General features: G+C 41.1%; 23 protein-coding genes. 9 read left to right on the top strand and 14 right to left on the bottom strand.

What is annotated here, in order from left to right:
* Window positions 1-30: 30 nt before the first annotated feature.
* The gene (locus EC846_RS18230) at window positions 31-204 is read right to left on the bottom strand and encodes a cbb3-type cytochrome oxidase assembly protein (RefSeq protein WP_148087538.1); all 174 of its coding nucleotides are present in this window, start codon (window positions 202-204) and stop codon (window positions 31-33) included.
* Window positions 205-247: 43 nt separating this feature from the next.
* Complete coding sequence (locus EC846_RS08705; protein WP_123774897.1) at window positions 248-1,066, bottom strand: hypothetical protein; 819 nt, start codon at window positions 1,064-1,066, stop codon at window positions 248-250.
* A 358-nt stretch (window positions 1,067-1,424) separates the two neighbouring features.
* On the opposite strand from EC846_RS08705, the gene EC846_RS08700 reads away from it, so the two are divergent.
* The 4 genes from EC846_RS08700 to EC846_RS08690 all read left to right on the top strand — a co-directional run bounded on the left by EC846_RS08700 (window position 1,425) and on the right by EC846_RS08690 (window position 5,471).
* Entirely contained in the window at window positions 1,425-2,870 is a 1,446-nt protein-coding gene (locus EC846_RS08700; protein ID WP_005258165.1) for a cytochrome ubiquinol oxidase subunit I, read from the top strand.
* Entirely contained in the window at window positions 2,863-3,867 is a 1,005-nt protein-coding gene (cydB, locus tag EC846_RS08695; RefSeq protein WP_004772756.1) for a cytochrome d ubiquinol oxidase subunit II, read from the top strand. Before EC846_RS08700 ends, cydB begins: the two co-directional genes overlap by 8 nt.
* A gap of 13 nt (window positions 3,868-3,880) precedes the next feature.
* The gene (locus EC846_RS18545; protein WP_264673641.1) at window positions 3,881-4,003 is read left to right on the top strand and encodes a hypothetical protein; all 123 of its coding nucleotides are present in this window, start codon (window positions 3,881-3,883) and stop codon (window positions 4,001-4,003) included.
* A 61-nt stretch (window positions 4,004-4,064) separates the two neighbouring features.
* Window positions 4,065-5,471 carry a PLP-dependent aminotransferase family protein gene (locus EC846_RS08690; RefSeq protein WP_123774896.1) on the top strand — a complete coding sequence of 469 codons (1,407 nt, stop codon included), beginning with the start codon at window positions 4,065-4,067 and terminating at the stop codon, window positions 5,469-5,471.
* A gap of 174 nt (window positions 5,472-5,645) precedes the next feature.
* On the opposite strand, the gene EC846_RS08685 is transcribed toward EC846_RS08690, so the two are convergent.
* The 3 genes from EC846_RS08685 to EC846_RS08675 are packed head-to-tail and all read right to left on the bottom strand — an operon-like array spanning window position 5,646 to window position 7,854.
* Window positions 5,646-6,080 (bottom strand): hypothetical protein, encoded by a 435-nt coding sequence (locus EC846_RS08685; protein ID WP_123774895.1) that lies wholly within the window; start codon window positions 6,078-6,080, stop codon window positions 5,646-5,648.
* A complete protein-coding gene (locus EC846_RS08680) occupies window positions 6,080-7,489 on the bottom strand; it encodes a hypothetical protein (protein WP_123774894.1) in 1,410 nt (469 codons plus the stop codon). The genes EC846_RS08685 and EC846_RS08680 overlap by 1 nt, the downstream gene beginning before the upstream one ends.
* Window positions 7,489-7,854, bottom strand: coding sequence for a hypothetical protein (locus EC846_RS08675; RefSeq protein ID WP_123774893.1), 366 nt, complete (start codon window positions 7,852-7,854; stop codon window positions 7,489-7,491). The genes EC846_RS08680 and EC846_RS08675 overlap by 1 nt, the downstream gene beginning before the upstream one ends.
* 73 nt (window positions 7,855-7,927) lie before the next feature.
* Between EC846_RS08675 and EC846_RS08670 the strand changes: the two genes are divergently transcribed.
* Window positions 7,928-8,572 carry a hypothetical protein gene (locus EC846_RS08670; RefSeq protein WP_123774892.1) on the top strand — a complete coding sequence of 215 codons (645 nt, stop codon included), beginning with the start codon at window positions 7,928-7,930 and terminating at the stop codon, window positions 8,570-8,572.
* Between the two features lie 76 nt (window positions 8,573-8,648).
* On the opposite strand, the gene EC846_RS08665 is transcribed toward EC846_RS08670, so the two are convergent.
* From EC846_RS08665 to EC846_RS08625, 9 genes are all read right to left on the bottom strand, one after another.
* Complete coding sequence (locus tag EC846_RS08665) at window positions 8,649-9,920, bottom strand: Glu/Leu/Phe/Val family dehydrogenase (protein ID WP_004772767.1); 1,272 nt, start codon at window positions 9,918-9,920, stop codon at window positions 8,649-8,651.
* 32 nt (window positions 9,921-9,952) lie between these two features.
* Window positions 9,953-10,873 (bottom strand): formimidoylglutamase, encoded by a 921-nt coding sequence (gene hutG / locus EC846_RS08660; protein ID WP_123774891.1) that lies wholly within the window; start codon window positions 10,871-10,873, stop codon window positions 9,953-9,955.
* A gap of 33 nt (window positions 10,874-10,906) precedes the next feature.
* On the bottom strand, window positions 10,907-12,112 hold the full coding sequence (hutI, locus tag EC846_RS08655; RefSeq protein WP_123774890.1) for an imidazolonepropionase: 1,206 nt from the start codon (window positions 12,110-12,112) through the stop codon (window positions 10,907-10,909).
* Between the two features lie 52 nt (window positions 12,113-12,164).
* The gene (locus EC846_RS08650; RefSeq protein WP_005258176.1) at window positions 12,165-13,577 is read right to left on the bottom strand and encodes an amino acid permease; all 1,413 of its coding nucleotides are present in this window, start codon (window positions 13,575-13,577) and stop codon (window positions 12,165-12,167) included.
* Between the two features lie 64 nt (window positions 13,578-13,641).
* Complete coding sequence (hutH, locus tag EC846_RS08645; protein WP_123774889.1) at window positions 13,642-15,180, bottom strand: histidine ammonia-lyase; 1,539 nt, start codon at window positions 15,178-15,180, stop codon at window positions 13,642-13,644.
* 84 nt (window positions 15,181-15,264) lie between these two features.
* A complete protein-coding gene (hutU, locus tag EC846_RS08640) occupies window positions 15,265-16,941 on the bottom strand; it encodes a urocanate hydratase (protein WP_004772775.1) in 1,677 nt (558 codons plus the stop codon).
* 238 nt (window positions 16,942-17,179) lie between these two features.
* Window positions 17,180-17,761, bottom strand: coding sequence for a HutD family protein (locus tag EC846_RS08635; RefSeq protein WP_123774888.1), 582 nt, complete (start codon window positions 17,759-17,761; stop codon window positions 17,180-17,182).
* The gene (hutC, locus tag EC846_RS08630; RefSeq protein WP_005258179.1) at window positions 17,758-18,510 is read right to left on the bottom strand and encodes a histidine utilization repressor; all 753 of its coding nucleotides are present in this window, start codon (window positions 18,508-18,510) and stop codon (window positions 17,758-17,760) included. Before hutC ends, EC846_RS08635 begins: the two co-directional genes overlap by 4 nt.
* Before the next feature lie 143 nt (window positions 18,511-18,653).
* Window positions 18,654-19,709, bottom strand: a complete 1,056-nt coding sequence (locus tag EC846_RS08625) for an aromatic ring-hydroxylating oxygenase subunit alpha (protein ID WP_123774887.1) — start codon at window positions 19,707-19,709, stop codon at window positions 18,654-18,656.
* Window positions 19,710-19,873: 164 nt separating this feature from the next.
* On the opposite strand from EC846_RS08625, the gene EC846_RS08620 reads away from it, so the two are divergent.
* The 4 genes from EC846_RS08620 to EC846_RS08605 all read left to right on the top strand — a co-directional run bounded on the left by EC846_RS08620 (window position 19,874) and on the right by EC846_RS08605 (window position 23,342).
* Entirely contained in the window at window positions 19,874-20,800 is a 927-nt protein-coding gene (locus EC846_RS08620) for a LysR family transcriptional regulator (RefSeq protein WP_123774886.1), read from the top strand.
* A gap of 135 nt (window positions 20,801-20,935) precedes the next feature.
* Window positions 20,936-21,895 carry an allantoinase PuuE gene (puuE, locus tag EC846_RS08615; protein ID WP_123774885.1) on the top strand — a complete coding sequence of 320 codons (960 nt, stop codon included), beginning with the start codon at window positions 20,936-20,938 and terminating at the stop codon, window positions 21,893-21,895.
* A 92-nt stretch (window positions 21,896-21,987) separates the two neighbouring features.
* On the top strand, window positions 21,988-22,551 hold the full coding sequence (locus EC846_RS08610; RefSeq protein ID WP_123774884.1) for a dihydrofolate reductase family protein: 564 nt from the start codon (window positions 21,988-21,990) through the stop codon (window positions 22,549-22,551).
* Window positions 22,552-22,901: 350 nt separating this feature from the next.
* On the top strand, window positions 22,902-23,342 hold the full coding sequence (locus tag EC846_RS08605) for a hypothetical protein (protein WP_123774883.1): 441 nt from the start codon (window positions 22,902-22,904) through the stop codon (window positions 23,340-23,342).
* Window positions 23,343-23,351 lie beyond the last annotated feature (9 nt).

Here is a 23,351-nt window from a genome sequence, read left to right as displayed (position 1 = left end):
TAGTAATAAACTAAATAAACGTGGCATCAACTATTGATGGGTATGGCTAGAATGCTGTGCTTGAGTTGAATTCTGCTTTTGTTGTGAAGGCATATAATCAGGTTGATTACTCACTGCCAGAAAGAAAAACACCAGAAATAAACAGCCGAGTAAAATACTGATACCCACCGCTAAATAGGGAAATTTTGATTGCTCTTGAGACATTAGATCTGCTCCTGTTTAAAAATTAAGAAATTTTCAACCTCGTTTACATCGTCGATAAAACCTTAAAACTGGCGCCATTTTGAATACGGGTTTGCATATATTCCGCATAGACCGATAACTTCTCGAAAATGTGTTCGGAATAAAACATATCTTCGATCAAGTGCGCTGCCTGCTGTTCGGAAAATTGACCCATATTAGCAATCAATTGGGCATTCAGATGCGAGAACAACGTACAAATCTCTTTATGGAAATCATCTTTATTTTTAAATAACAGTTTGCGCATATTGATCAATGCATGATCCACTTGAGGTGCATCTTGATCGGTATGAGTAATCGTGATTTTGACCTTAAAGAAATCTTGCAACACCTTAAGCTTATGCATATCGATCGCCAGATCTGTTACCAGAAAAAGATGGGTAAGATCCGTTCTGCAAAGCGCTTTCACCAGACTACGAAAAAGAAAATCTTCCTCATTTCCTGAATCATTCACCAGTTCAATATAAAGCTTGAGACTATCAAGGACATCTTCAATCTTGAGATGAATACTTTTCTCTGCCTGATAATATTGTTTAAAAATTGACAGAACTGGCGTTGTAGCAGGCGTGGTATAGATTACGGGCTGATTTAGATTCGCAATAATCAATGGCGCAAACACATAGCCCAGATGACGATTATTTTTCACGATCTTCGCCTGCGCGATATAGGTCACTTTGTCTTTAGAAAAATCTCTAAGCACCTTACCTCTTAATAAAGTTGCTTCAAGATTGACATATTCAAGATGTAACTGTTCTTGTACTGATTGGGACGGTATCTTGCCTTGAAAAAGTCGGGTAAGCGCATAAAGCTCTGGGGTGACAAACATAATTAAAAGCCATTCAGTCAGAAGTATTATCATGCAAACGACTTACAATGCTTGATCAATATTTAACACATTGTATCGTTGCGTATGCTATTTTGAATGAGCAACATACAACTGAATAGCTACAGAATTTTGCTAAAAAAATATAACAGATTACTTCGCGTTTCCGTATCTGTTATAAAAAAACAAGAAGAAATTGTACCTACTCATATACAGCAGAAGACTGGATGATGAATAAAACTTAAAGGGTTTTAAATACGCCGCGAACATTTTTAAGGTTCTGTTTATTTTTAATCGTTTAAGCCCCTTCTTTCACATTTTCCTAGCGACTGCTTTACTCGTCTGTTATAGGAGAGGATATATGGATCTCGGTCTCACTGCTTTAGAATTAGCCCGAATACAGTTCGCCTTTACTGTTTCATTTCACATTATCTTTCCAGCTACCTCAATTGGCTTGGCCTGCTTTCTGGCAATGCTGGAATGGAAATGGCTTCGAACTCAAAACCCGATTTATAAAGATCTATTCAAGTTCTGGATCAAAATCTTTGCTGTTGCCTTTGGTATGGGCGTGGTTTCAGGCGTCGTGATGAGCTATCAGTTTGGAACCAACTGGAGTGAATTTTCCCGAATTGCTGGTGGTGTTACAGGGCCCTTACTCACCTATGAAGTATTGAGTGCCTTCTTTCTGGAAGCAGGCTTCCTTGGCATTATGTTATTTGGTTGGGGACGGGTCAGTCCCAAAGCACATTTCTTTGCCACCCTGATGGTTGCCATCGGTACCTGTATTTCCATGTTCTGGATTCTGTCTTCCAATAGCTGGATGCAAACACCACAAGGATTTATTATTGAAAATGGTATTGTGATCCCAACCGACTGGTGGGCCATTGTTTTCAATCCATCCTTTCCTTATCGCCTAGCGCATATGGCTGCTGCCGCATTTTTAGTATCGTCACTTTTGGTGGTGGGTACTGCCGCATGGCATTTAATCAAAGGCCGTCGTGATGAACTGGTCAAAAAGTCATTTTCGATGGGCCTCTGGATGGTGCTGGTCACCTCATGTCTGCAAGTGGTGATTGGTGATAATCATGGTTTAAATACCTTAAAGCACCAGCCAGCCAAACTCGCAGCAATTGAAGGACATTGGGAAACCAATCATAACGAATCCATGCCTCTGCTGCTTTTCGCAATTCCAAATATGGATAAAGAAGAAAATCTGTATGAAATCGGAATTCCTCACCTCGGCAGCCTGATCCTGACCCATTCTCTTGATGGCAAAGTGACAGGTTTGAAAGACTTCGCCCCTGAAGATCGCCCAAATGCCACCATTGTGTTCTGGAGTTTCCGCGTCATGGTTGGTCTAGGCATGCTGATGGTACTGCTTTCATTGGTTGCTTTATGGTTGCGTAAAACTGGCAAACTTTATGGTACTTCGTGGTTTCATAAGTTCGCTTTTGTGATGGGCCCTGCGGGTTATATCGCTCTGCTTGCAGGCTGGGTAACCACCGAAGTTGGTCGTCAGCCTTGGGTAATTTATGGTGTGATGCGTACCAAAGATGGTCTATCACATAGCGTGACAGCCGATCAGGTCGGGATCAGTTTAATTATCTTTGTGGTGGTCTATACCATCGTTTTTGGTAGCGGTATTTACTACATGCTGAAACTACTGAAAAAAGGTCCTGAATTTATCGATGCAATTGAACCTGAACCTGCGGGTCCCGGTCATTTCAAAACACCAATGCGTCCACTCAGCGCAGTCGATGAAAGCATTGACGGACAAGACCAAAGTAAGGAGAAACGCCATGATTGATTTATCTCTGATCTGGGTTGGTATTATTGGTCTGGGTGTACTGATCTATGTGGTTCTAGACGGGTTTGATCTCGGCATTGGGATTCTGTTCCCGTTCATTAAAAACCGAGAAGAACGGGATGTAATGATGAATACCGTCGCGCCCGTCTGGGATGGTAATGAAACCTGGATGGTGCTCGGTGGTGCAGGCTTATTCGCAGCTTTTCCATTGGTCTATTCAACCGTACTTTCCGCCTTGTATATGCCCATTACCTTAATGGTGATTGCATTGATTTTCCGAGGTGTCGCCTTCGAATTTCGCTTTAAGGCCAATCGTACCAAGCACTTATGGGATCAAGCCTTTATCTGGGGCTCGATTTTATCCAGCTTCTTCCAAGGTGTGATTCTAGGGGCTTATATTCAAGGGATTCAAACCACCAATGGAATTTTCTCAGGCTCGGGTCTGGACTGGCTAACACCTTTTGCCTTATTTACAGGTCTAGGGGTACTTGCCATGTATGCAGCACTCGGTTGTGGCTGGCTGATTATGAAAACAGATCATGAGCTACAGGATCAAATGTATCGTTTAATGCCGAAGCTGATCATTCTGCTCTTTGTGGTGTTTGGAGGCGTCAGTCTTTATACACCTCTGACTCATCCTGAAATTGCGGCACGCTGGTTTGCCTTGCCAAATCTGCTTTATTTTAGCCCTGTGCCTGTTTTAGTCGTGTTATTTACTGCTTTAATCTTGAAAGCTTGTAAAAACCGTCAGGATTTAAAGCCATTTATCTATACATTAGCGCTGGTGTTTTTAGCCTTCACAGGTTTTGTGATTAGTTTATGGCCTCATATTATTCCACCATCAGTGACGATTTGGGAGGCTGCTGCACCAGCTTCAAGTCAGAAATTTGCGCTGGTCGGTGCCCTTATTCTCATCCCGATTATCATTGCCTATACGATCCTCTCATACTGGGTATTTAGAGATAAGGTCCGTGTGGGTGATGCAGGTTATCACTAAGGAGCAACGTTGCATGAAAATAAAATCTCAGCATTTAACTTCAACGCAATGGTTTATAATCTTATGGTTACTTGGATTTTTTGCACTCGCCATTATTGCAGGTCTGTTTAGATTGCTGTTGATGTTTGCTTATTAGAACGATGAATGGAACAGTCTTTTGATCAAGGCTGTTCCTTCGCACGGATTACCCCTATTTTATGTATAAATCAGAACAGTTAGCACATAACCTGAAACTTCTCATTGAAAATGGGACATGGAAGCCGCACACCAAACTGCCATCTTTGCGTGAACAGGTACAACGCTCAGGTTTTAGCTTAATTACCGTGATGAACGCTTACCAAGAACTGGAAGCGCAAGGTTTAATTTATTCTAAAGAAAAGTCGGGTTATTTTGTGGCTGAGCAAAGTCATATTCAGATTCCGCAAGCCTACTCAGTGGTGTCTTTAAATCCTAAAATTGAAATTAACTCACTGGTTTTTAAATATCTTAAATCAATTCAATCCAAGCAAGTCAGTCCATTAGGCTCAGCTTTTCCCGACAGTCAGTTACTCTATCCTCCCAAACTGATTCAGATTATGGGGCAGCTTTCGCGTAATCGGCATAGTTATGATCAAACCACCAATCTGCCACCGGGCAATTTGGCACTCAGAAAACTGATCGCTCAACGCTATTGTATGCAAGGCATTCCAACCGATGCTGATGACATTGTGATTACATCTGGTGGCCTAGAAGCATTGAATCTTTCACTGCAAGCGATCACTCAACCTGGCGATTATATTTTATTGCAGCAAACCATCTTCTATGGCGCATGGCAGGCTGCGGAGCGTTTGGGCTTAAAGGTGATTACCATTCCTGAGCATCCGCAACATGGATTTGATATTGAAGCCTTTGAGCAAGTCATCAAAAACTATCCAATCAAAGTATGCTGGTTTATGCTCAATGCACACAACCCGATTGGCTTCACGGTCAGTGAGGAAATTAAATATAAAATCGCTAAACTGTTACACGAGCATCAGATCCATTTGATCGAAGATGATGTCTATGAAGAACTGTTTTATGGCAATCATAAACCTTTGCCGATGAAGTATTTTGATCAGCAAAATCTGGTACTGCACTGCTCTTCTTTTTCCAAAACGCTAGGTTCAGGTTTCCGTATGGGTTGGGTCTATGCAGGTAAATTTTCCGAGCATATTCAGCATTTACAATTGATGAGCACCATTTCAGCCAATGCACTGATTCAGAATGCGTTGGTTGAGTTTCTCTCCCATCATCATTATGAAAAGCATTTGCGAACCCTTAGACGTGCTTTGGAGAAAAATAAGAAGCAGTTCTTTCAATATCTCAAACAGCATTTGCCTAAAGGTTGTAAGGTCTACAATTATCCAAGCGGTTATTTTCTCTGGATTCAACTGCCTGACAAAGTCAGCAGTATGAAAATCTATGAGCACCTAATTCAGCAACAGATCGGTGTTGCGCCAAGTACATTATTTAATGTGCTGCCCTCGCATCAACATTTTATTCGTATGAATTGTTCTTTTGAATGGAGCGAGCAAATTGAGCATTCGTTGGAATTGTTTATTAATTCGATCCGGGAGGCAGTTTAGCAAATGCTGCACTGCATGAGTCTTGCAGTATCTAGCTTTTAACCGAAATCAAAATAAGCAAAGATCAAGCAACTCACAACGTCCATAACAATTAAAAGATAAACTGCTATTTAACCAATAAAGCTAAAGTCAGAGCCCACCTTAGCTTTTTTTAATAAGAAGCTAAAAAAGCCTTTAAAAATAATGATCTATAGAGTAGCCAAGAAATAAAAAGAACATACTTAAAAAACCAGATAACATAAAAAAATAATGGATACGAAAGAACATTGGATAATTTTCCAACAATTCATTTAACTGAGAATCACCCATTTTGTGATATACATTATTTCCATAAAAAGCTTTAAATGAGGTATTAAACTTCACATTTAATATCTCTTTCCAATATGCGCTAGGCAAAATACTCAAATAAAAAAAATCAAATGGCTCCATCAACCTTGTAAATCGCTTCTCATCCTTATATACAATTTTGCAAATTCCTTTTAGATAAATATTTATATATATATATAAAAGTATTATAACCATCCATGCTACTATAATAAAAAAAATGCCAATCAGAATAATAAATAAACCTGGTCTATCTGTAGACATCGTCAATAGTATTTCAAACATTATTTATTCCTAATTTCATCAATATAGTCATAGGCTCCACCTATACCATATCCTGCAATTTCACTAGCACCTTTTGTAGCCATTGCTCCTGAGACAGCTACAATACCGATAACGATTAATCCAGTTCCACCTGTGGCAAGTCCAATCACTATAGCACTCACTACTGCTCCAGCAATAATACCAGTGCCTACCTTTGCAGTTTCAACTACAGTTGTTCTCGCCTTATCTTCGGGAGCAGCTTCATAAACATTTACGCTTGAACTCACCACGTCAGTAGCAATCGATATATAGCCAGCTATTTTTAACTGTGTCGCAAACTTACCAATTTTGCCCATTTGTTTGGCGTATTCTTTAACTCCACCTTTAAAATTATTGTCTCTAACCAATGCTGATTGCTTTAGCATTCGTCGCATATTGTTGGTTTTGATCGACTGATCCCAGCGCAAGAATTTTTTAGTTGCTTCTTGATCAAGCTCTTTATACAGGTTTGCATATTTTTGCTTAAATTGAGTGAAATTTTTCGGATTCGCCAGTCCTGAGCCTTTGGCTTGTTCTTCTGCATACTTGAGGGCGAGTTCACCATGTAATCTGTAAACTCTATGTGCTTGCCCTTGGACTAGTGATAAAGAGCCATCAACAGCCATTTTTTGATCAAAAAAGCTATCCTTCTTTTCTTCCTGATTAAATTTAATTGTTAAAGGATGGTCATTTTCTTCAAAGATATTTTTACCGACAATCTCGGTATTTTCTCTCAATAATGCATCATAGAAAAATTCATAGTTCTGTGCGAAAAATTCTGCATCAAAATCTTTATCCTTTTTCATTTCTTCCAAATTTTGATGAGCCAGTTGTGCTTGCTTCTTATATTCAGGTAATTCCTTTGCAGTGGTTGAGTTCGAGATAATCACAACCTGTCCAGGCTGTAAAACCCCCATTGCAACCAGATTAGATAAATGGGGATTATTGGTCTTTAAAATTTCCCAATCTTTTGCGGCTAACGGTTTCTTAAATACACGCTGCGCCCAAGCCATTACTGGCTCAGTTTTCTTAACCAGATACCAAGCCACTTCACCATCATTCATCTGAACTTCTTTTACATTACTTTTAGCATTTTCGGTTTTCCCAGATGTGGTTTTAAACTCAAATAAACTCCAGTTATTTGGCTCTGGATATGCTTTGGCAGTGAGTGTTTTGATGACCTCACCCTGATATTTAACTTTATACATCAACACATGGTTAGGTTGAAAAATATGGAACCATTTGCCAAAACCCTTATGATCAAAGCTTCCCTCATCTTTAAAAATGGTCTTGCTTCGTTCTCTGTCCACGACTAAAAATTGAAAACTAAAGTTTTTATATTGCAAGGGTGAGCTTATCTTAAGTTGTAATCGACTGTAATGCGTAGCCATTATTCTTCTTCTCCACCCACTTCCTGTGCTTCTTCTATTTCATTCGTCATAACATGAGTCATAAGCGTTTGCGCTGATGCAGTTGTATGCAATTGCATTAATCCATCGGAATCAGTTACGCCTTTTTGTAGTTTACCGTCTTGATCAATGATGAAATAAGGCTTATTCGAGAGTGGAATATTATCTTTATTCTTTACGAGATATTGAAGAATATAGGATTGATTGAGAACAGGTAAGCTCGGTATTTTAACCGTCTTTTTCTGGCCACCTTCAAATCTATGCTGACCTGCTTTAACTTCAAACTTGGCAGGCGTAATAAAAGTAATACCATTTTTATTAATAACGATTTGAGATCCGCCAGCCATTCCCTCTCCCTTGATTGACAATAATATGCGAAAGCATACAATAAAAATAATCAAAAAGCTTTAATTTTATCATATGACCTTTATTATATCCCTGCAATTACAAGACAGTATAATTATTGCTGCCGATAATCGCAGTGCGACCATTGATTATAAAACCCATTCAAATAAAACAAGTAAATTATATGCTTGGAATAAAGGTGTTATCGTCGGTTCTGGTGAGGTAACTGTGATATCAAGAGCCATCGAATTCTTTATAAAACTCTCAAAATCGAATATTGAAGACCTCCCAAAATGCTTAAAAATTTCAAGACTTATCAGAGAATTAGAACACAAGCACTTTCAAATAAACACAACAAAACTTATGTATTCCCAGAGTACATCATCGGGAGCTCAGCTATATACAATACAGCCTGACAATAATGATGATTATCTATTAAAACAGTGCCAAATAAATGAAATTATTTTATGGTTATTTAATCCAGATATTTCACATATTAGGTCTGATTTAAAAACATTATATGACAACCTTAGGCCTTATTATACTTTTAATAATGAGAAAGAATGGGTAGATTATTACACCAAACATTTAAATTTAATTTTTAAAAAACAATCTAAAATAGATCATCTGATGAGTTCAAGTTTTGATATATTCTTTCAAACCAAAGATGACTATTTACACAAACATATTTCCAATCAATATACTCTTTTAGAGCAATGATTAAGCTTTTTTTACACATAAAAAAACGACCTTAAAGCATTCACCTTAAGGTCGTTTTAGATGATATTCCGCAGTATTAACCTGGGAAGATACCACGCTCTTTACGTGCTTTTAAGATACGTTCACAACCTAAAATGAAAGCAGCTGTACGTAAAGTACATTCTTTTTCACTAGATTTGTGCCATACATCATTAATCGCTTGAATCATTAACTTATCGAGTCTTTCGTTAATTTCTTCTTCAGACCAGAAGTAGCTCGACATATCCTGAACCCATTCGAAATAAGATACGGTTACACCACCCGCATTACAGATTACGTCTGGAACAACAGTGATACCACGTTCAACGAGGATGTCATCTGCTTCTGGATAAGTTGGGCCGTTCGCGCCTTCAAGTACCAGTTTTGCTGATAAGTTTTTCGCACGTTCAACCGTGATCTGGCTTTCTAAAGCAGCAGGGATCAAGATATCCATGTCTACTGTCCAGAACTCTTCATCGCTGATCACTTGAGCACCGGCAAAACCGCCCACACCTTGGTTAGTTTCCATGTGTGTTTTTAATGCAGCAAGATCAATACCTTCAGGGTTGTAAATCGTACCCGTATGGTCTTGAATGGTCACGATTTTAGATTTTGAGTCACCGAATAGATACGCAGCTTCGCTACCGACGTTACCAAAACCTTGAACCGCAATTTTAGCGCCTTCTAAAGGTAATTTGATCTTTTCAGCAACTTGCTGACCTGTGATAAATACACCACGGCCTGTTGCTTTAATACGACCTAAAGAACCGCCAAGGTGAACTGGTTTACCCGTTACCACACCTGTTACGGTATGACCTTGACCAGATGAATAAGTATCCATGATCCAGCCCATTACGTTTGGATTGGTACCAACGTCTGGTGCAGGGATATCTTTTTGTGGGCCAATAATATGGCTGATTTCACTAGTATAACGGCGTGTTAAGCGTTCTAATTCACGTGGAGAAAGTTGACGTGGATCAACACGGATACCGCCTTTTGCACCGCCAAATGGTAGATTCACCACCGCAGTCTTAATTGTCATCCATGCTGAAAGAGCCATTACTTCATTTAAATCTACATCTGGGTGATAGCGAATACCGCCTTTACCCGGACCACGTGACAAGTTGTGTTGCACACGATAACCTTCAAAATGACGAATTGTGCCATCGTCCATAACAATTGGCACGTCAACGATCAAAGCACGTTTTGGGCGCTTCAATGTATCCACATAACCTTCTAGACCTTCTAGATACGGAGCAACACGCTCGATCTGCTCGAGGTAAGTTGCCCATGGACCGTCATTTTGAGAGACATAAGATAAATTAGACATGTTTTAACCTTTTGATGAATTCACATGATCCATCAATAAAATATGTAGTTAAAAATTATATAAGCGGCTAACTTGGCAGTTCTACTATCCAAATCGAACCGTGGATTACATTCCGCCACATCAAAAACTTTAATCTTTCCGGTTTCCTTAATGGCCTCTAGTAATGGGTCAAAGACTGATAAATCAATCCCTTTTACCGCAGGTGCACTTACACCTGGAGCAATGCTAGCACTAAATACATCAAGATCAACTGTAATATACAAATAGTCAACTTTTCCGATAAAAGCTGTGATTTTTTCGAGTAAAATTTCAACGTTTTTCGGTTGTAATTCAAAGTCGTAGATGTAGCTGCAATTTAGTCGGTCTGCCGTTTCAAAAAGGACTTTGGTATTTGAATGTTTTGCAACACCGATACACAGATAATGAAACGCCTTTTGATACTGCTCAGACAGTCTTGCTGCATTTAAAAAAGGTGTGCCTGAGGTGACATGTTCCGCTTCACGCAAGTCAAAATGGGCATCAAAATTAATGATCCCGATGGTCTTATCTGGCTCATTATTCTGCAGATACTGGAACAAACCTGAAAAGCTGCCAAACGCGACTTCATGACCACCACCTAAAACAATCGGTTTCATTCCCTGTTTTAAGCTGCGTTCAACCTGATCTGCCAGTTCGGCCTGCGCCTGTTCCAGTTTACCATTGTCACACACCACCGTGCCGAGATCGGCAATCGTGACAGGTTGATGGACAGGTAAATTTGCCAACTGCGCCCGAATCATGTCAGGTGCATCAGCTGCACCCAAGCGTCCTTTATTGCGTTTAACGCCTTCATCGGAACTAAAACCAATGAAAGCAAATGAAGCGTGTTGTTGCTTATTGACCACTTGATGGAGACGCAAGTGCGCTTCACCGTCGCCATCATGTCTTCCTTGCCATTTAAATGAATGATTCATTATAAATACCACGCTTTAAAATGAGTCTTGAGATTAGATCGAAACTTCATTGCCATGCTGAATGATGCGTTTTGGCAAATCACCACCTAACCAGTAAACGATTTCTGATGGATGCTCGATGTCCCATGCAACAAAATCTGCAACTTTACCCTGCTCCAGACTGCCATGCGTTTCTTGCAAGCCCAATGCATGCGCTGCATGAATAGTCACGGCGGCCAAGGTCTGTTCAGGCGTTAAACGGAATAAAGTACTGCCCATATTCATCATTAAACGTAAAGATAAAGCTGGTGATGTGCCCGGATTTAAATCACTGGACAAGGCAATCCGTACCCCATGTTGCTGCAAACTCTCCAATGGCGGATACTTGGTTTCTCTCAAGAAATAAAATGCGCCTGGCAATAACACGGCAACGGTTCCTGCAGCAGCCATCGCTTTCACATCATCTTCAGTCATAAATTCTAAATGATCTGCTGACAAAGCCTGATAACGCGCAGCCAAACTTGAACCACCGAGCGAAGAAAGCTGCTCTGCATGCAACTTGATGGGTAGATGTAAAGACTGGGCTGTTTTAAAAACACGCTCAACCTGAGTAGGAGAAAATGCCAGATATTCACAAAACGCATCGACAGCATCGACCAGACCTTCTTGATGGAGTTTTGGCAGCATGTCATTACAGATGTGCTCAATATAAGCATCGCTTTGATCCTGATATTCAGGCGGTAAAGCATGCGCCGCCAAACAGGTACTGCGTACCGTCATCGGCAAAGTTTCTGCAATCTCACGAATTACACGCAACATTTTGCGTTCATTGGCATAGTCCAGACCATAACCAGACTTAATTTCAATGGTAGTGACACCATCTTTAAGCAGACAACGAATCCGTTTCAATGCCGATGCAAGTAACTGTTCTTCACTCGCTTCGCGGGTCGCACGAACCGTACTGGCAATACCACCACCACTCGCTGCAATCTCCGCATAGCTAACGCCTTGCAAGCGTTTTTCAAACTCAACGCTACGGTTGCCACCAAACACACTATGGGTATGGCAATCAATCAAACCTGGTGTCACCCATGCCCCATTCAGATCAATGGTTTCCGCATAAGCATCGGCAGGAAGGTCTTTAAATGTACCAATCCAGTGAATCTGCTGTCCGAGCGTTACAATTGCAGCATGTTCAATACTGGAATATTGACCCGCTTGCATGGTGGCGATATGACAGTTTTTCCAAAGCTTTTTCATTCAAAATTCCTCTCACTGTTCAAGTGCTGTTAACACTTGAACAGCTTGATTATTAGCTTTCCATCTCAATGTTTTGTTGCAAAGCTGTGTTTTCTTTTACCGTGTTTTGCTTGGGTTTCACCCAAATGGTATAGGCAATCCAGAGTAAAACTAACCAGGTTGCACCGACATAAATTGCAGGTCGTGAGTCTGGGAAATAACCCATCATGGCTAAAATAAACAGCATGAACGCTATGGCAAAGGCAGGTGCATACGGCCAGCCAATCACAGGGAAGTCCAGAGCTTTGATCTCAGCTTTAGACAACTTGCGACGCATCGCAACCTGAGAAAGCAAAATCATGAGCCAGACCCAAACGGTCGCGAATGTTGCGATTGAGGCAATAATAATGAATACATTTTCTGGAATGAGATAGTTCAGCAATACACCGATCAACAACACGCCTGCCATCACCACCACGGTCATCCAAGGCACACCATTCTTAGAAATTTTCTGGAATACTTTTGGTGCTTGTCCACGGTTTGACATCCCGTACAACATACGTCCTGCACCAAACACATCACTATTGATGGCAGATACAGCCGCTGTAATCACCACAATATTCAGAACGGTTGCCGCTGATCCAATGCCCAGATTTTCAAAAATCTGTACGAATGGACTACCCTGACTACCAATCTGGTTCCATGGGAAAATCGACATCAATACAAAAATCGTCAGAACATAGAACAACAGGATACGTACCGGCACGGCATTAATCGCTTTTGGAATCGAAGTTTTCGGATCTTGCGATTCACCAGCGGTGATCCCGATAATTTCAATACCGCCAAAAGCAAATACCACCACAGATAAACATGCGACCAAACCTGCAATGCCGTTTGGCATAAAGCCTTCATGAATCCATAGATTTTGAATGCCTGTGGTAAAGCCACTGTGGTCAGCATGGAAACCGTAGAACATTAACCCTAGACCACCAACAATCATCGCCACAATGGCCGTGACTTTGACGATTGAAAGCCAGAACTCAAGCTCGCCAAAGACCTTGACATGAATCAGGTTGATTGCGCCCAAGAACATGATCAGTGACAAAATCCAGATCCAGCGTGGCACATCGGGATACCAGAATCCCATGTAGATCCCGAATGCTGTCACATCGGCAAGTGCAACGATGATCATTTCGAAAACATAGGTCCAGCCTGTGGTAAAGCCTGCAAGCGGGCCAATATATTGAGAAGCATAATGGCTGAATGAACCTGATACCGGGTTGTGTACAGCCATTTCACCGAGTGCACGCATCACGATATAAATTGCAATCCCTGCAACAATATATGCGAGTAATACGGACGGCCCTGCCATTTTGATCGCAGTGGCCGAACCGTAAAAGAGTCCTGTCCCAATGGCTGAACCCAATGCCAAAAAACGAATATGGCGGGTGTTTAGCCCCCGCTGTAATGTGGAGTGCTGTGACATTATAATCTCCAATCCTTGAGGAAATTTAGTTAGATTCGGCCACTCCATGTGACCGATTTATTGATCACACTTCAGACAAACTCGGTAATAGCTTCGGAATGAGTAATTCGTTCAGGCAGCCACTCGCGAGCAATTCACTTGCTTGCTCGATATCTGGCGCAAAGAAACGATCTTCACTGTAGTAAGGCACTTGATCACGCAACACTTTACGCGCACGCTCAAGTTTGGGAGAACTCTTCAATCCTTCACGGAAATCAAGGCCCTGACATGCACCTAGCCATTCAACTGCAAGGATGCCGCGAACGTTGTCAGCCATATACCACAAGCGTTTCCCAGCATTCGGCGCCATGGAAACATGGTCTTCCTGATTTGCAGAAGTCGGTAAACTATCAACACTGGCAGGATGTGCAAGTGCTTTATTGTCACTTGCTAACGCAGCGGCTGTTACTTGAGCAATCATAAAGCCTGAATTGACCCCACCATTGGCAACCAAGAACGGTGGCAGCTGTGACATGTGACGGTCCATCATCATTGAAATACGGCGTTCAGACAGTGAACCAATTTCTGCAATTGCCAATGCCAAGTTATCCGCTGCCATTGCAACAGGTTCCGCATGGAAGTTACCACCTGAAATCACGTCGCCTTCTGCTGCAAATACCAATGGGTTATCTGACACTGCATTTGATTCAATTTCCAGCACTTCTGCCGCTTGACGGATTTGCGTCAAGCAAGCGCCCATGACCTGTGGTTGGCAACGCAGTGAGTACGGATCTTGAACCTTGCTGCAATCTTCATGTGAATGTGAAATTTCACTTGATTCAGTCAATAAGTCACGATAAGCAGCAGCCACATCAATTTGGCCACGTTGACCACGCACTTCATGGATACGGGCATCGAATGGCGCACGAGAACCCAACATGGCTTCAACGCTTAATCCACCGCATACTGTTGCAGCAGCAAATAAATCTTCTGCTTCAAACAAACCACGTAAAGCGTATGCTGTTGAAACTTGAGTACCATTTAACAGTGCTAAACCTTCTTTCGCCGCTAAAGAAATAGGTTCTAAGCCTGCAATTTTAAGTGCTTCAACGGCTGGCAACCATTCACCTTTATAGCGTGCTTTACTTTCACCTAGTAATACCAAAGACATATGTGCAAGTGGTGCCAAATCACCTGAAGCACCCACAGAACCTTTTAATGGAATATGTGGATAAACTTCCGCATTAATCAATGCCAGAATGGCATCAATCACATTACGGCGAATACCTGAAAAACCACGTGCCAAACTGTTTGCTTTGAGCAACATAATCAGACGCACCATCGCATCATCAAGCGGCTCACCTACGCCAGCAGCGTGGGAAAGTACCAATGAACGCTGTAATTGCTCTAGATCTTCCGGTGCAATTTTAGTTGAAGCAAGTAAACCAAAACCTGTATTAATACCGTAGGCTGTACGGCCTTCATTGACGATTTTTTCGACACAAGCAACACTTGCATTGATGCCAGCAGAAGCGCTGTCATCGAGTTTCACTTTGATTGGATTTAAATAAGCGTGGCGGAGATCTGCTAAGGTAAGTTTGCCGGGTTGAATTAGAAGTTCCATTGTTGGTGTCCTGTTTTGCACTCTATTGTTCTCTTACGATGCTGTTTACACAATTGCAAAAAGCATCGTAATGTCCTTGTCTGTTTATTGCGTGATCATTGGCAAGTTCAAGCCTTGCTCTTTGGCACAGTCAATTGCGATGTCATAACCCGCATCGGCATGACGCATCACCCCTGTTGCAGGGTCATTGGTCAGTACACGTGCAATACGTGCTGCTGCTTCATCTGTACCATCACACACAATCACCACGCCTGAATGTTGAGAGAAGCCCATACCGACACCACCACCATGGTGCAATGACACCCAAGTCGCACCGCCTGCTGTATTGAGCAAGGCATTCAATAACGGCCAGTCAGATACGGCATCAGAACCATCTTTCATTGATTCGGTTTCACGGTTCGGACTAGAGACTGAACCTGAATCCAGATGGTCACGGCCAATCACGATTGGTGCTGACAACTCACCACTACGTACCATTTCGTTAAATGCCAAGCCTAGTTTTGCACGTAGACCTAAACCCACCCAGCAAATACGTGCCGGCAAACCTTGGAAGCTGATGCGTTCACGCGCCATATCTAACCAGCGATGTAAATGTTCATCATCTGGAATGAGTTCTTTTACCTTAGCATCTGTTTTATAGATATCTTCTGGATCACCTGAAAGTGCAGCCCAACGGAATGGACCAACACCGCGACAGAACAATGGACGGATATAGGCAGGAACGAAGCCTGGGAAATCAAAGGCATTTTCTACGCCTTCATCTTGCGCCATTTGACGGATGTTGTTGCCATAGTCAAAAGTTGGCACACCCATTTTCTGGAAATCCAACATCGCTTGAACATGCTGCGCCATCGATTGTTTCGCTGCTTTCACTACAACTTCTGGCTCAGTTTTCGCACGTTGACGGTATTCTTCCCATGTCCAGCCAATTGGCAAATAACCATTTAATGGATCATGTGCACTGGTTTGGTCAGTCACCATATCTGGATGTACACCACGGCGAACCAATTCAGGTAAAATCTCAGCGGCATTGCCATGCAGTGCAATCGAAACCGCCTTGCCTTCTTTGGTATATTTTTCAATACGTGCTAACGCATCATCCAAATCAGTTGCTTGCTCGTCGACATAACGGGTACGTAAGCGGAAATCGATACTGGTTTGCTGGCATTCGATATTGAGTGAACATGCACCTGCCAGTGTTGCAGCCAAAGGTTGCGCACCGCCCATACCGCCTAAACCAGCCGTTAAGACCCAACGACCTGTTAAATCACCATTGTAGTGTTGGCGACCTGCTTCTACGAAAGTTTCATAAGTACCTTGTACAATACCTTGGCTACCAATATAGATCCAAGAACCAGCCGTCATCTGACCGTACATTGCCAAACCTTTGGCATCCAGTTCATTGAAATGTTCCCAAGTTCCCCAATGTGGTACAAGATTCGAGTTTGCAATCAAAACACGTGGTGCATCTTTATGAGTTTTGAATACACCTACTGGCTTACCCGATTGAACCAATAAAGTTTCATCTGTTTCTAAGTTCTTTAGCGTTTCAACGATCTTGTCGAAACATTCCCAGTTACGTGCAGCACGACCGATACCACCGTAAACAACGAGTTCTTTTGGATTTTCTGCGACATCTGGATCTAGGTTATTCATCAACATACGCAGTGGTGCTTCTGTTAACCAGCTTTTGGCATTGAGCTGTGTACCACGTGGTGCGCGAATTTCTACATCACGAAATTTTGTTGTCGTTGTTGTCACAATCGGACTCCTTCCATTGAGTTTGAACCAGCAAATTAATCTGCTTTTACTGTATAGCAATGTATCAACTTGTATATACATCCATATACTACACAAAACTTTTTTATTGAAAAGATGCTTTTCAAATCTTTTATGAAAATAAATCACAAGCTAATGAAATAAATCGATTTATTTTTTATAGACAATAAAAAAACACATACAACCTAAGACTGTATGTGTTCTCAAAAATACAAGAAAACTAGATTTTTATGAGTTCAATGAGACAAGTTTGCTTTAAAATCTGTGGATTCAGAACCACCTTTTTGAGTGATTTTTCCTGCTCAATGTGAAGACTTTCCTGATGCTGCAATTGAAAAATCTGCCCATCAATTTCAATCTCTAATGGCTCTGTACTCTGGTTAAATATAAAAATCAGATCAGCCGAACTAAAAACCTCGGACCTTGTCGGTTCAAAATACCATTGCAAACGCGCATGAAACTGCTTGGGATCATAAATCAGATTAAAATCCCGAATCGGGCCATCAATCAACTCACAACGGGTCGCACGATCACCGCTAAACTGCACCGATTGCAAAGTCGTTAGAGATTCATGCTTATCCTCAATATAAAGCTCGATGCCCTGACCTTCCAGCACGGTTAAGATACGCTGCATCCCGTTAAATCTGGAAAAATCGCCTGCGCTTTTGACATCAGCCATGGAAATACGCCAGTCAAAAGTATCCAGATTTTCACCCGCACTACGCGCCAGTTCAACCGTATAACCTGCACCATTTTTCCATAGCATCTGCCGATAATCAGCGCTGGTAAACTGCTTGATCATTGGGTAAATTTACCTTCTAGATAATAACGGCTACCCGGATAAATCAAACGTGCGCTGGAAATCAGTTGTTTATTCGACCAAGTTCTACGACGAATCAATAAACACGGTTCGGTCTTGTTAATTTTCAGCCATTTACATTCTTGCGCTGAGGCTAGAATTGCGGTCACTACATGTTCGCCTTCGGTCACAGGTGCTTTCGACATTAGATACGCATTGGGTGTAATGGATTTAAAATCCTGTGCCAAGTAATCTGGGATCAACATTGGATCGACCAAACGATCTTCAATCTGTACAGGCACATCATTTTCATAATGCACAATGATCGAGTGAAACAATTTTTGGCCTTCCCGAATCTGCATCAACATGCTTTGTTCAGCATTGGCCTGAATCTGTTCCAAAACCAACACTTCGGCATGATGTTTATGATTTCGGGCAATAATTTCTTCGGCAATATTATTGACATGGAATAAAGCCGTTCGACCTTGTCCTTCGGCCACAAAAGAACCGACACCTTGGATACGCACCAACAAACCTTCGCTGGTGAGTTCACGTAAAGCACGGTTCACGGTCATGCGACTACAACCGAGTAAATTGACCAGTTCACTTTCAGAAGGAATCTTTTTATTAACAGTCCATGTTCCTTCATAAATCTTTTGCGAAATCATTTGTTTCACACGTAAGTACAAAGGAACTGGACTATCTTCTTCTAGAGACAAATCCAAATCATTTTGCTTTGTCACTCTTGACATTGGCTAAAACTCATACTAAATATTCTAAGTCATTGTATATTGAATTAATGCAAATTGTATATACAAGCCTATACAAATAAACATTTTAGCTTAAACCCTCTTCTAATCCTCCAAATTTATATTTAAAAAAATCCCTCTTTCACTTATACCGTATAGCGTTTACTTAAACCCCATTCCGCCAAGATACGACGGTACATGGTCGAAGAACGATCCGCTTCAAAATGTGCCTCCATACCAATATCTAAAGGCAATTCTTCGGGTTTCTGTGCCTCTACCATCTCTTGATCTTCGGCGAAAATCTGCGCATTAAAATCATAGACGGCCTGTAAATCCCCCGTAGTATCGAAATTACGGGTTAAAGGTACAAACAAACGGGTCTTGTTATGTGAGATTGGGCAGCAGGCATTTAAAATCTTGAGCACGCCATCATTTGGAAAATGGATCGTCAGTAGCGCTGAAAATGGTGGATAAACATCAAAAATCCGCTCCCACACAAAATCATCTGGCGCGAGATGCTGCATCCCATGCGGATAATTGCTGACATTGCTGGTGTAGTTTGTATGTAAGCCATAATCAGTACGTTCAGTCGAGTATTTGGGTACGACTGGATTATCTCGGTCTGCAAAAGCCTGATGATGTACCCAAGCAAAATGTGCCACATCAATAAAGCCCTCTAATTGACGACCACTTGAGCCAGCAATATCCACGGATGGCGGCAAAATGGCTTGATGCTCCTCCTGTTCCCACGTGTCCAACACAGGAAAATTAGCCAAACTTTCATCTCTGCCAAGAATACTGGTCCAGACCAATCCATATTTTAAAACCACAGGAAATTTGGTCAGAGAAAAACGCTCTGAGATTTTCGTTAAATCAGGTTGAGCTGGGATTTTGATACATTTGCCATCTTCATTAAAATGTAGGCCATGATAAGGACAGATAATGGTTTCACCTTCCACCCAACCTTTACTCAACGGCACACCTCGGTGCGGGCAAATATCCCGAGCCAGATGAATCTGTCCTGTTTCAGTTTTATACAAGGCCAAATTCATATCCAATAAAGTGACTTGCTGTGGTTTGTGAGTTACGTCTTTAATGCGTGCGACCGGATACCAATGCTGCGCAAGAATTTGCCAATCCTGATCATCAAATTGGCTGTGACATGGCTTATTTGGAAGATTGATGAATGGAATTGCGTTCATATCCTGTGCTCATTTTTAATGTTTTCTCTGTTATTTGCAGTGTGGAATAGATCATTATTTTCGTCTATTAGAATGAATTACATGCATCATTCTAAAAATTAGAACAGTATCGGCATTAAAATTGCTTTTGTATTTGCACCAGTTTTTTATATTGAGAGCACGTAATGGCCCTGCCATTTTCACGTTTTGCAGAATATTTTATGGCTGTAGCCAAAACAGGAAGCTTGAGAAAAGCAGCCGATCAACTTTTCATTTCTGTATCCGCAGTCCATCGGCAAATTGTTCTGGCAGAAGAAGAACTTGGCGTGAGTCTATTCGAACGGCGACCCAATGGATTAAAACTGACCTTGGCTGGTGAGCTGCTCTACGCCGATTTACGTACTTGGCAAAAAGGCTTTCAAATCACGCAAAAACGTTTAGGTGAAATTCAGGGCTTGCAGCGAGGCTCGATTGAGTTTGGAATGATTTCTGCATTGAGCGAAAGCTTTGTCAGCACCGTTATTCAGTCGATTCACCAACAATATCCATGGATTAATTTTCAGATTCGTGTATTGGACAGTGACAATGTGGCTGATCTAGTGATGAATGCAGATCTCGACTTTGGCTTGATTCTTAATCCCAAACATCAGCATCAGTTACAGATCAGTGCATTCATAGAAATGCCCTTAGGCTTTGTGGTTCCAAAGCAACATCATTTAGCCCATAAAGAAAAAATCTATTTCTCGGATACACTGGAGTTCAATCATATCCTGCCTGCCGAACCTTTGATTATTCATGATCATGTTACGGCCCTATATAAAAAACAGGACTTTCATCCACAGCATAAAATTGAATGCAATGATATTCGTATGATGATTGCCTTACTCAGACAAAACTTGGGTATTGGCCTGATGAGTTATCTGGATGCCGCGCCATACATTGAAAATGGTGAATGTGTATTTAGAACAATTGACGATAATGGACTGCATCCGATTACGGTTGCATTATGTGTTGCACCAAAACGGCAACTTTCCCGGATTGCGCAAATCATGATGAATCAAATCATTGCAGAAATGGAAGCACTAAAATTGCGCATGTATAAACATATTTAGCAAATAAAATTGTATTTTTGCACCAAAACAAATCAATCAAGCTATTGATTTTAATAAATATAATATTTGACACCCGATTATTCTATCGAGTAACTTGATGTGAAGATTCAATGATTTCACAATTCAGGCATTGCTATGGTTCAGTCCAATACAGACATTGATTTTACGACCAATTATCCTCGAGATATGATTGGTTATGCTGATCGCCCTCCACACGCCAAATGGCCTAATCAGGCAAAAATCGCTGTCCAGTTTGTGCTGAATTATGAGGAAGGTGGAGAAAAACATATTCTGCATGGCGATGAAGGTTCAGAACAGTTTTTGTCTGAAATCAGTGGTGCCGAAAGTTATCCTGCACGACACCTTTCAATGGACTCAATCTATGAATATGGTTCACGAGTAGGTTTCTGGCGGATTCAGCAAGAATTTGCCAAACGTCAATTGCCCATGACTATTTTTGCTGTTGCGATGGCGTTGCAACGAAATCCACTGGTGGTCGAGACGATTAAACAGCACAACTATGATGTGGTCTCACATGGCTTACGCTGGATTCATTATCAAAATATTGATCTTGAAACCGAGAAGCAACATATGGCTGAAGCCATGTACATCCTCAAAGACCTGTTTGGTAAAATGCCAACGGGCTGGTACACAGGTCGCGATAGTCCGAATACGCGTCAATTACTAGCTGAATATGATCATGTGCAATATGACAGTGATTATTACGGCGATGACTTACCTTTTTGGACAACACTCAGTAATGAAACGGGCACAACACGTCCGCATTTAATTATTCCCTATACGCTCGATACCAACGATATGAAGTTTGCTTCACCGACTGGTTTTAACCGTAGTGAGGATTTCTTTGAATATTTAAAAGATGCTTTTGATGTCCTGTATGCAGAAGGTGCAACGAGTCCGAAGATGCTTTCGATTGGCATGCATTGCCGGATTTTAGGACGGCCTGCCCGCTTCAAGGCGTTACAACGTTTTCTAGACTATGTACAAAATCATGATCGGGTCTGGATTTGTACCCGTCAACAAATTGCTGAGCATTGGTATACGCATCATCCTTATAAAGCTTTGATTTATTAAAGCGACACTCAGTGTCGCTTATGCGACTTAAAAAATTTATCTAAATAAACATCCGTTTTAAGATACTCCTTTATATAAAGGAGATGATCAGGATGAAAGTACAATATTTTGCAGCGAGTAGCCTAGACGGATTTATTGCTACTGAAAATGATTCTTTAGAATGGTTATTTACTTTAGGTGAACTGGATAACTCAAGTTATCCGTCATTTATTAAAAATGTTGGTGCTTTAGTGATGGGATCAGCAACTTATGAATGGATATTAAATAATTCTGAAGAGGTTGCTGCTGAAACAGGTTCATCTTGGCCTTATACTCAGCCAGCTTGGGTGTTTTCCAGTCGTGAACTACCCTTAATTGAAGGGGCAAATATCCATTTTGTGCAAGGAGACATCACTCCCGTTTATGCTGAAATACAATCCATAATCGGAGACAAGAATATCTGGATTGTAGGTGGTGGAGAATTGGCTGGACAGTTCTACGATGCAAATTTACTTGATGAACTCATTATACAAATTGGTTCAGTCACCCTTGCACAAGGTAAGCCCTTATTTCCCCGCAGAGTGTTTGCCCCGACACTTAAATTGATCTCTGTTCATCAAATGGGTGAAGGCATGGTTGAACTGCATTATACCGTTGAGCGTAGTACAACGATTTGATGGGTAGAATTTTGAACCCTTTAAACAGCCTGTTTTACCTACGATGTAGATCGCACTAGTCAATCGAAGAACACACCTCAACCCAATCTAAATAACCCATTCTGTTAAATAAAATGGGTTGTTCGGAAGATTTTTCCAATTTTTTAGCTGATACAATTTTATGACCTGATTGCAAATTGATGAAATGCGTTTATACGACATTTCTTAATACCCAAATGGAAAATAACTAAACACGATAAAACTAAAATTTAAATCCATACCATTATTTAATGATAAGTAATGATGATTTTTTTGGAGATTTGAATCATGAAATATGATGATGCTTCTTTATAATGAATTAGAGGTGTTTAGTGTCTTTATATCAAAAAGGAAAATATTGGTATGGTATAAATCGAGATGATTTACGTTTAGAGATGATTCGTTATAGCCGCCTAAATGGCTATGAAACAAAAGAATTTGCATCAAGTTTTTGTCGATGTGGAAACTATATTTTCTATTTAGAAAGTGATGAAAATGAAGGTGTTGCTAGGCGGATCTGTACTCAATGTCACCACTCACATTTAATGGGAGATAGCGTTAAATATATTGAGGATGCTGAGCTAGAAGAACATATTTGTATTTGTGACAATCAACAATTTGAACTGGAATCTGCTGTTGCACTTTATGATGGATCAAATGATGTCCGCTGGTACTACATAGGCGGTCGCTGTACAATTTGCTCACTTATTGGTGTATTTGCAGATTGGAAATGCGAAGGCGGAAATGCAACCGAATTTTTAGTTAAAATATAGACACTCTGA

The organism is Acinetobacter sp. BIGb0102, assembly GCF_003815055.1.
Lineage (GTDB): Bacteria > Pseudomonadota > Gammaproteobacteria > Pseudomonadales > Moraxellaceae > Acinetobacter > Acinetobacter vivianii.
Note: the sequence above shows the minus strand (reverse complement) of the source record. Positions and strands in the feature narration are given on the sequence as shown.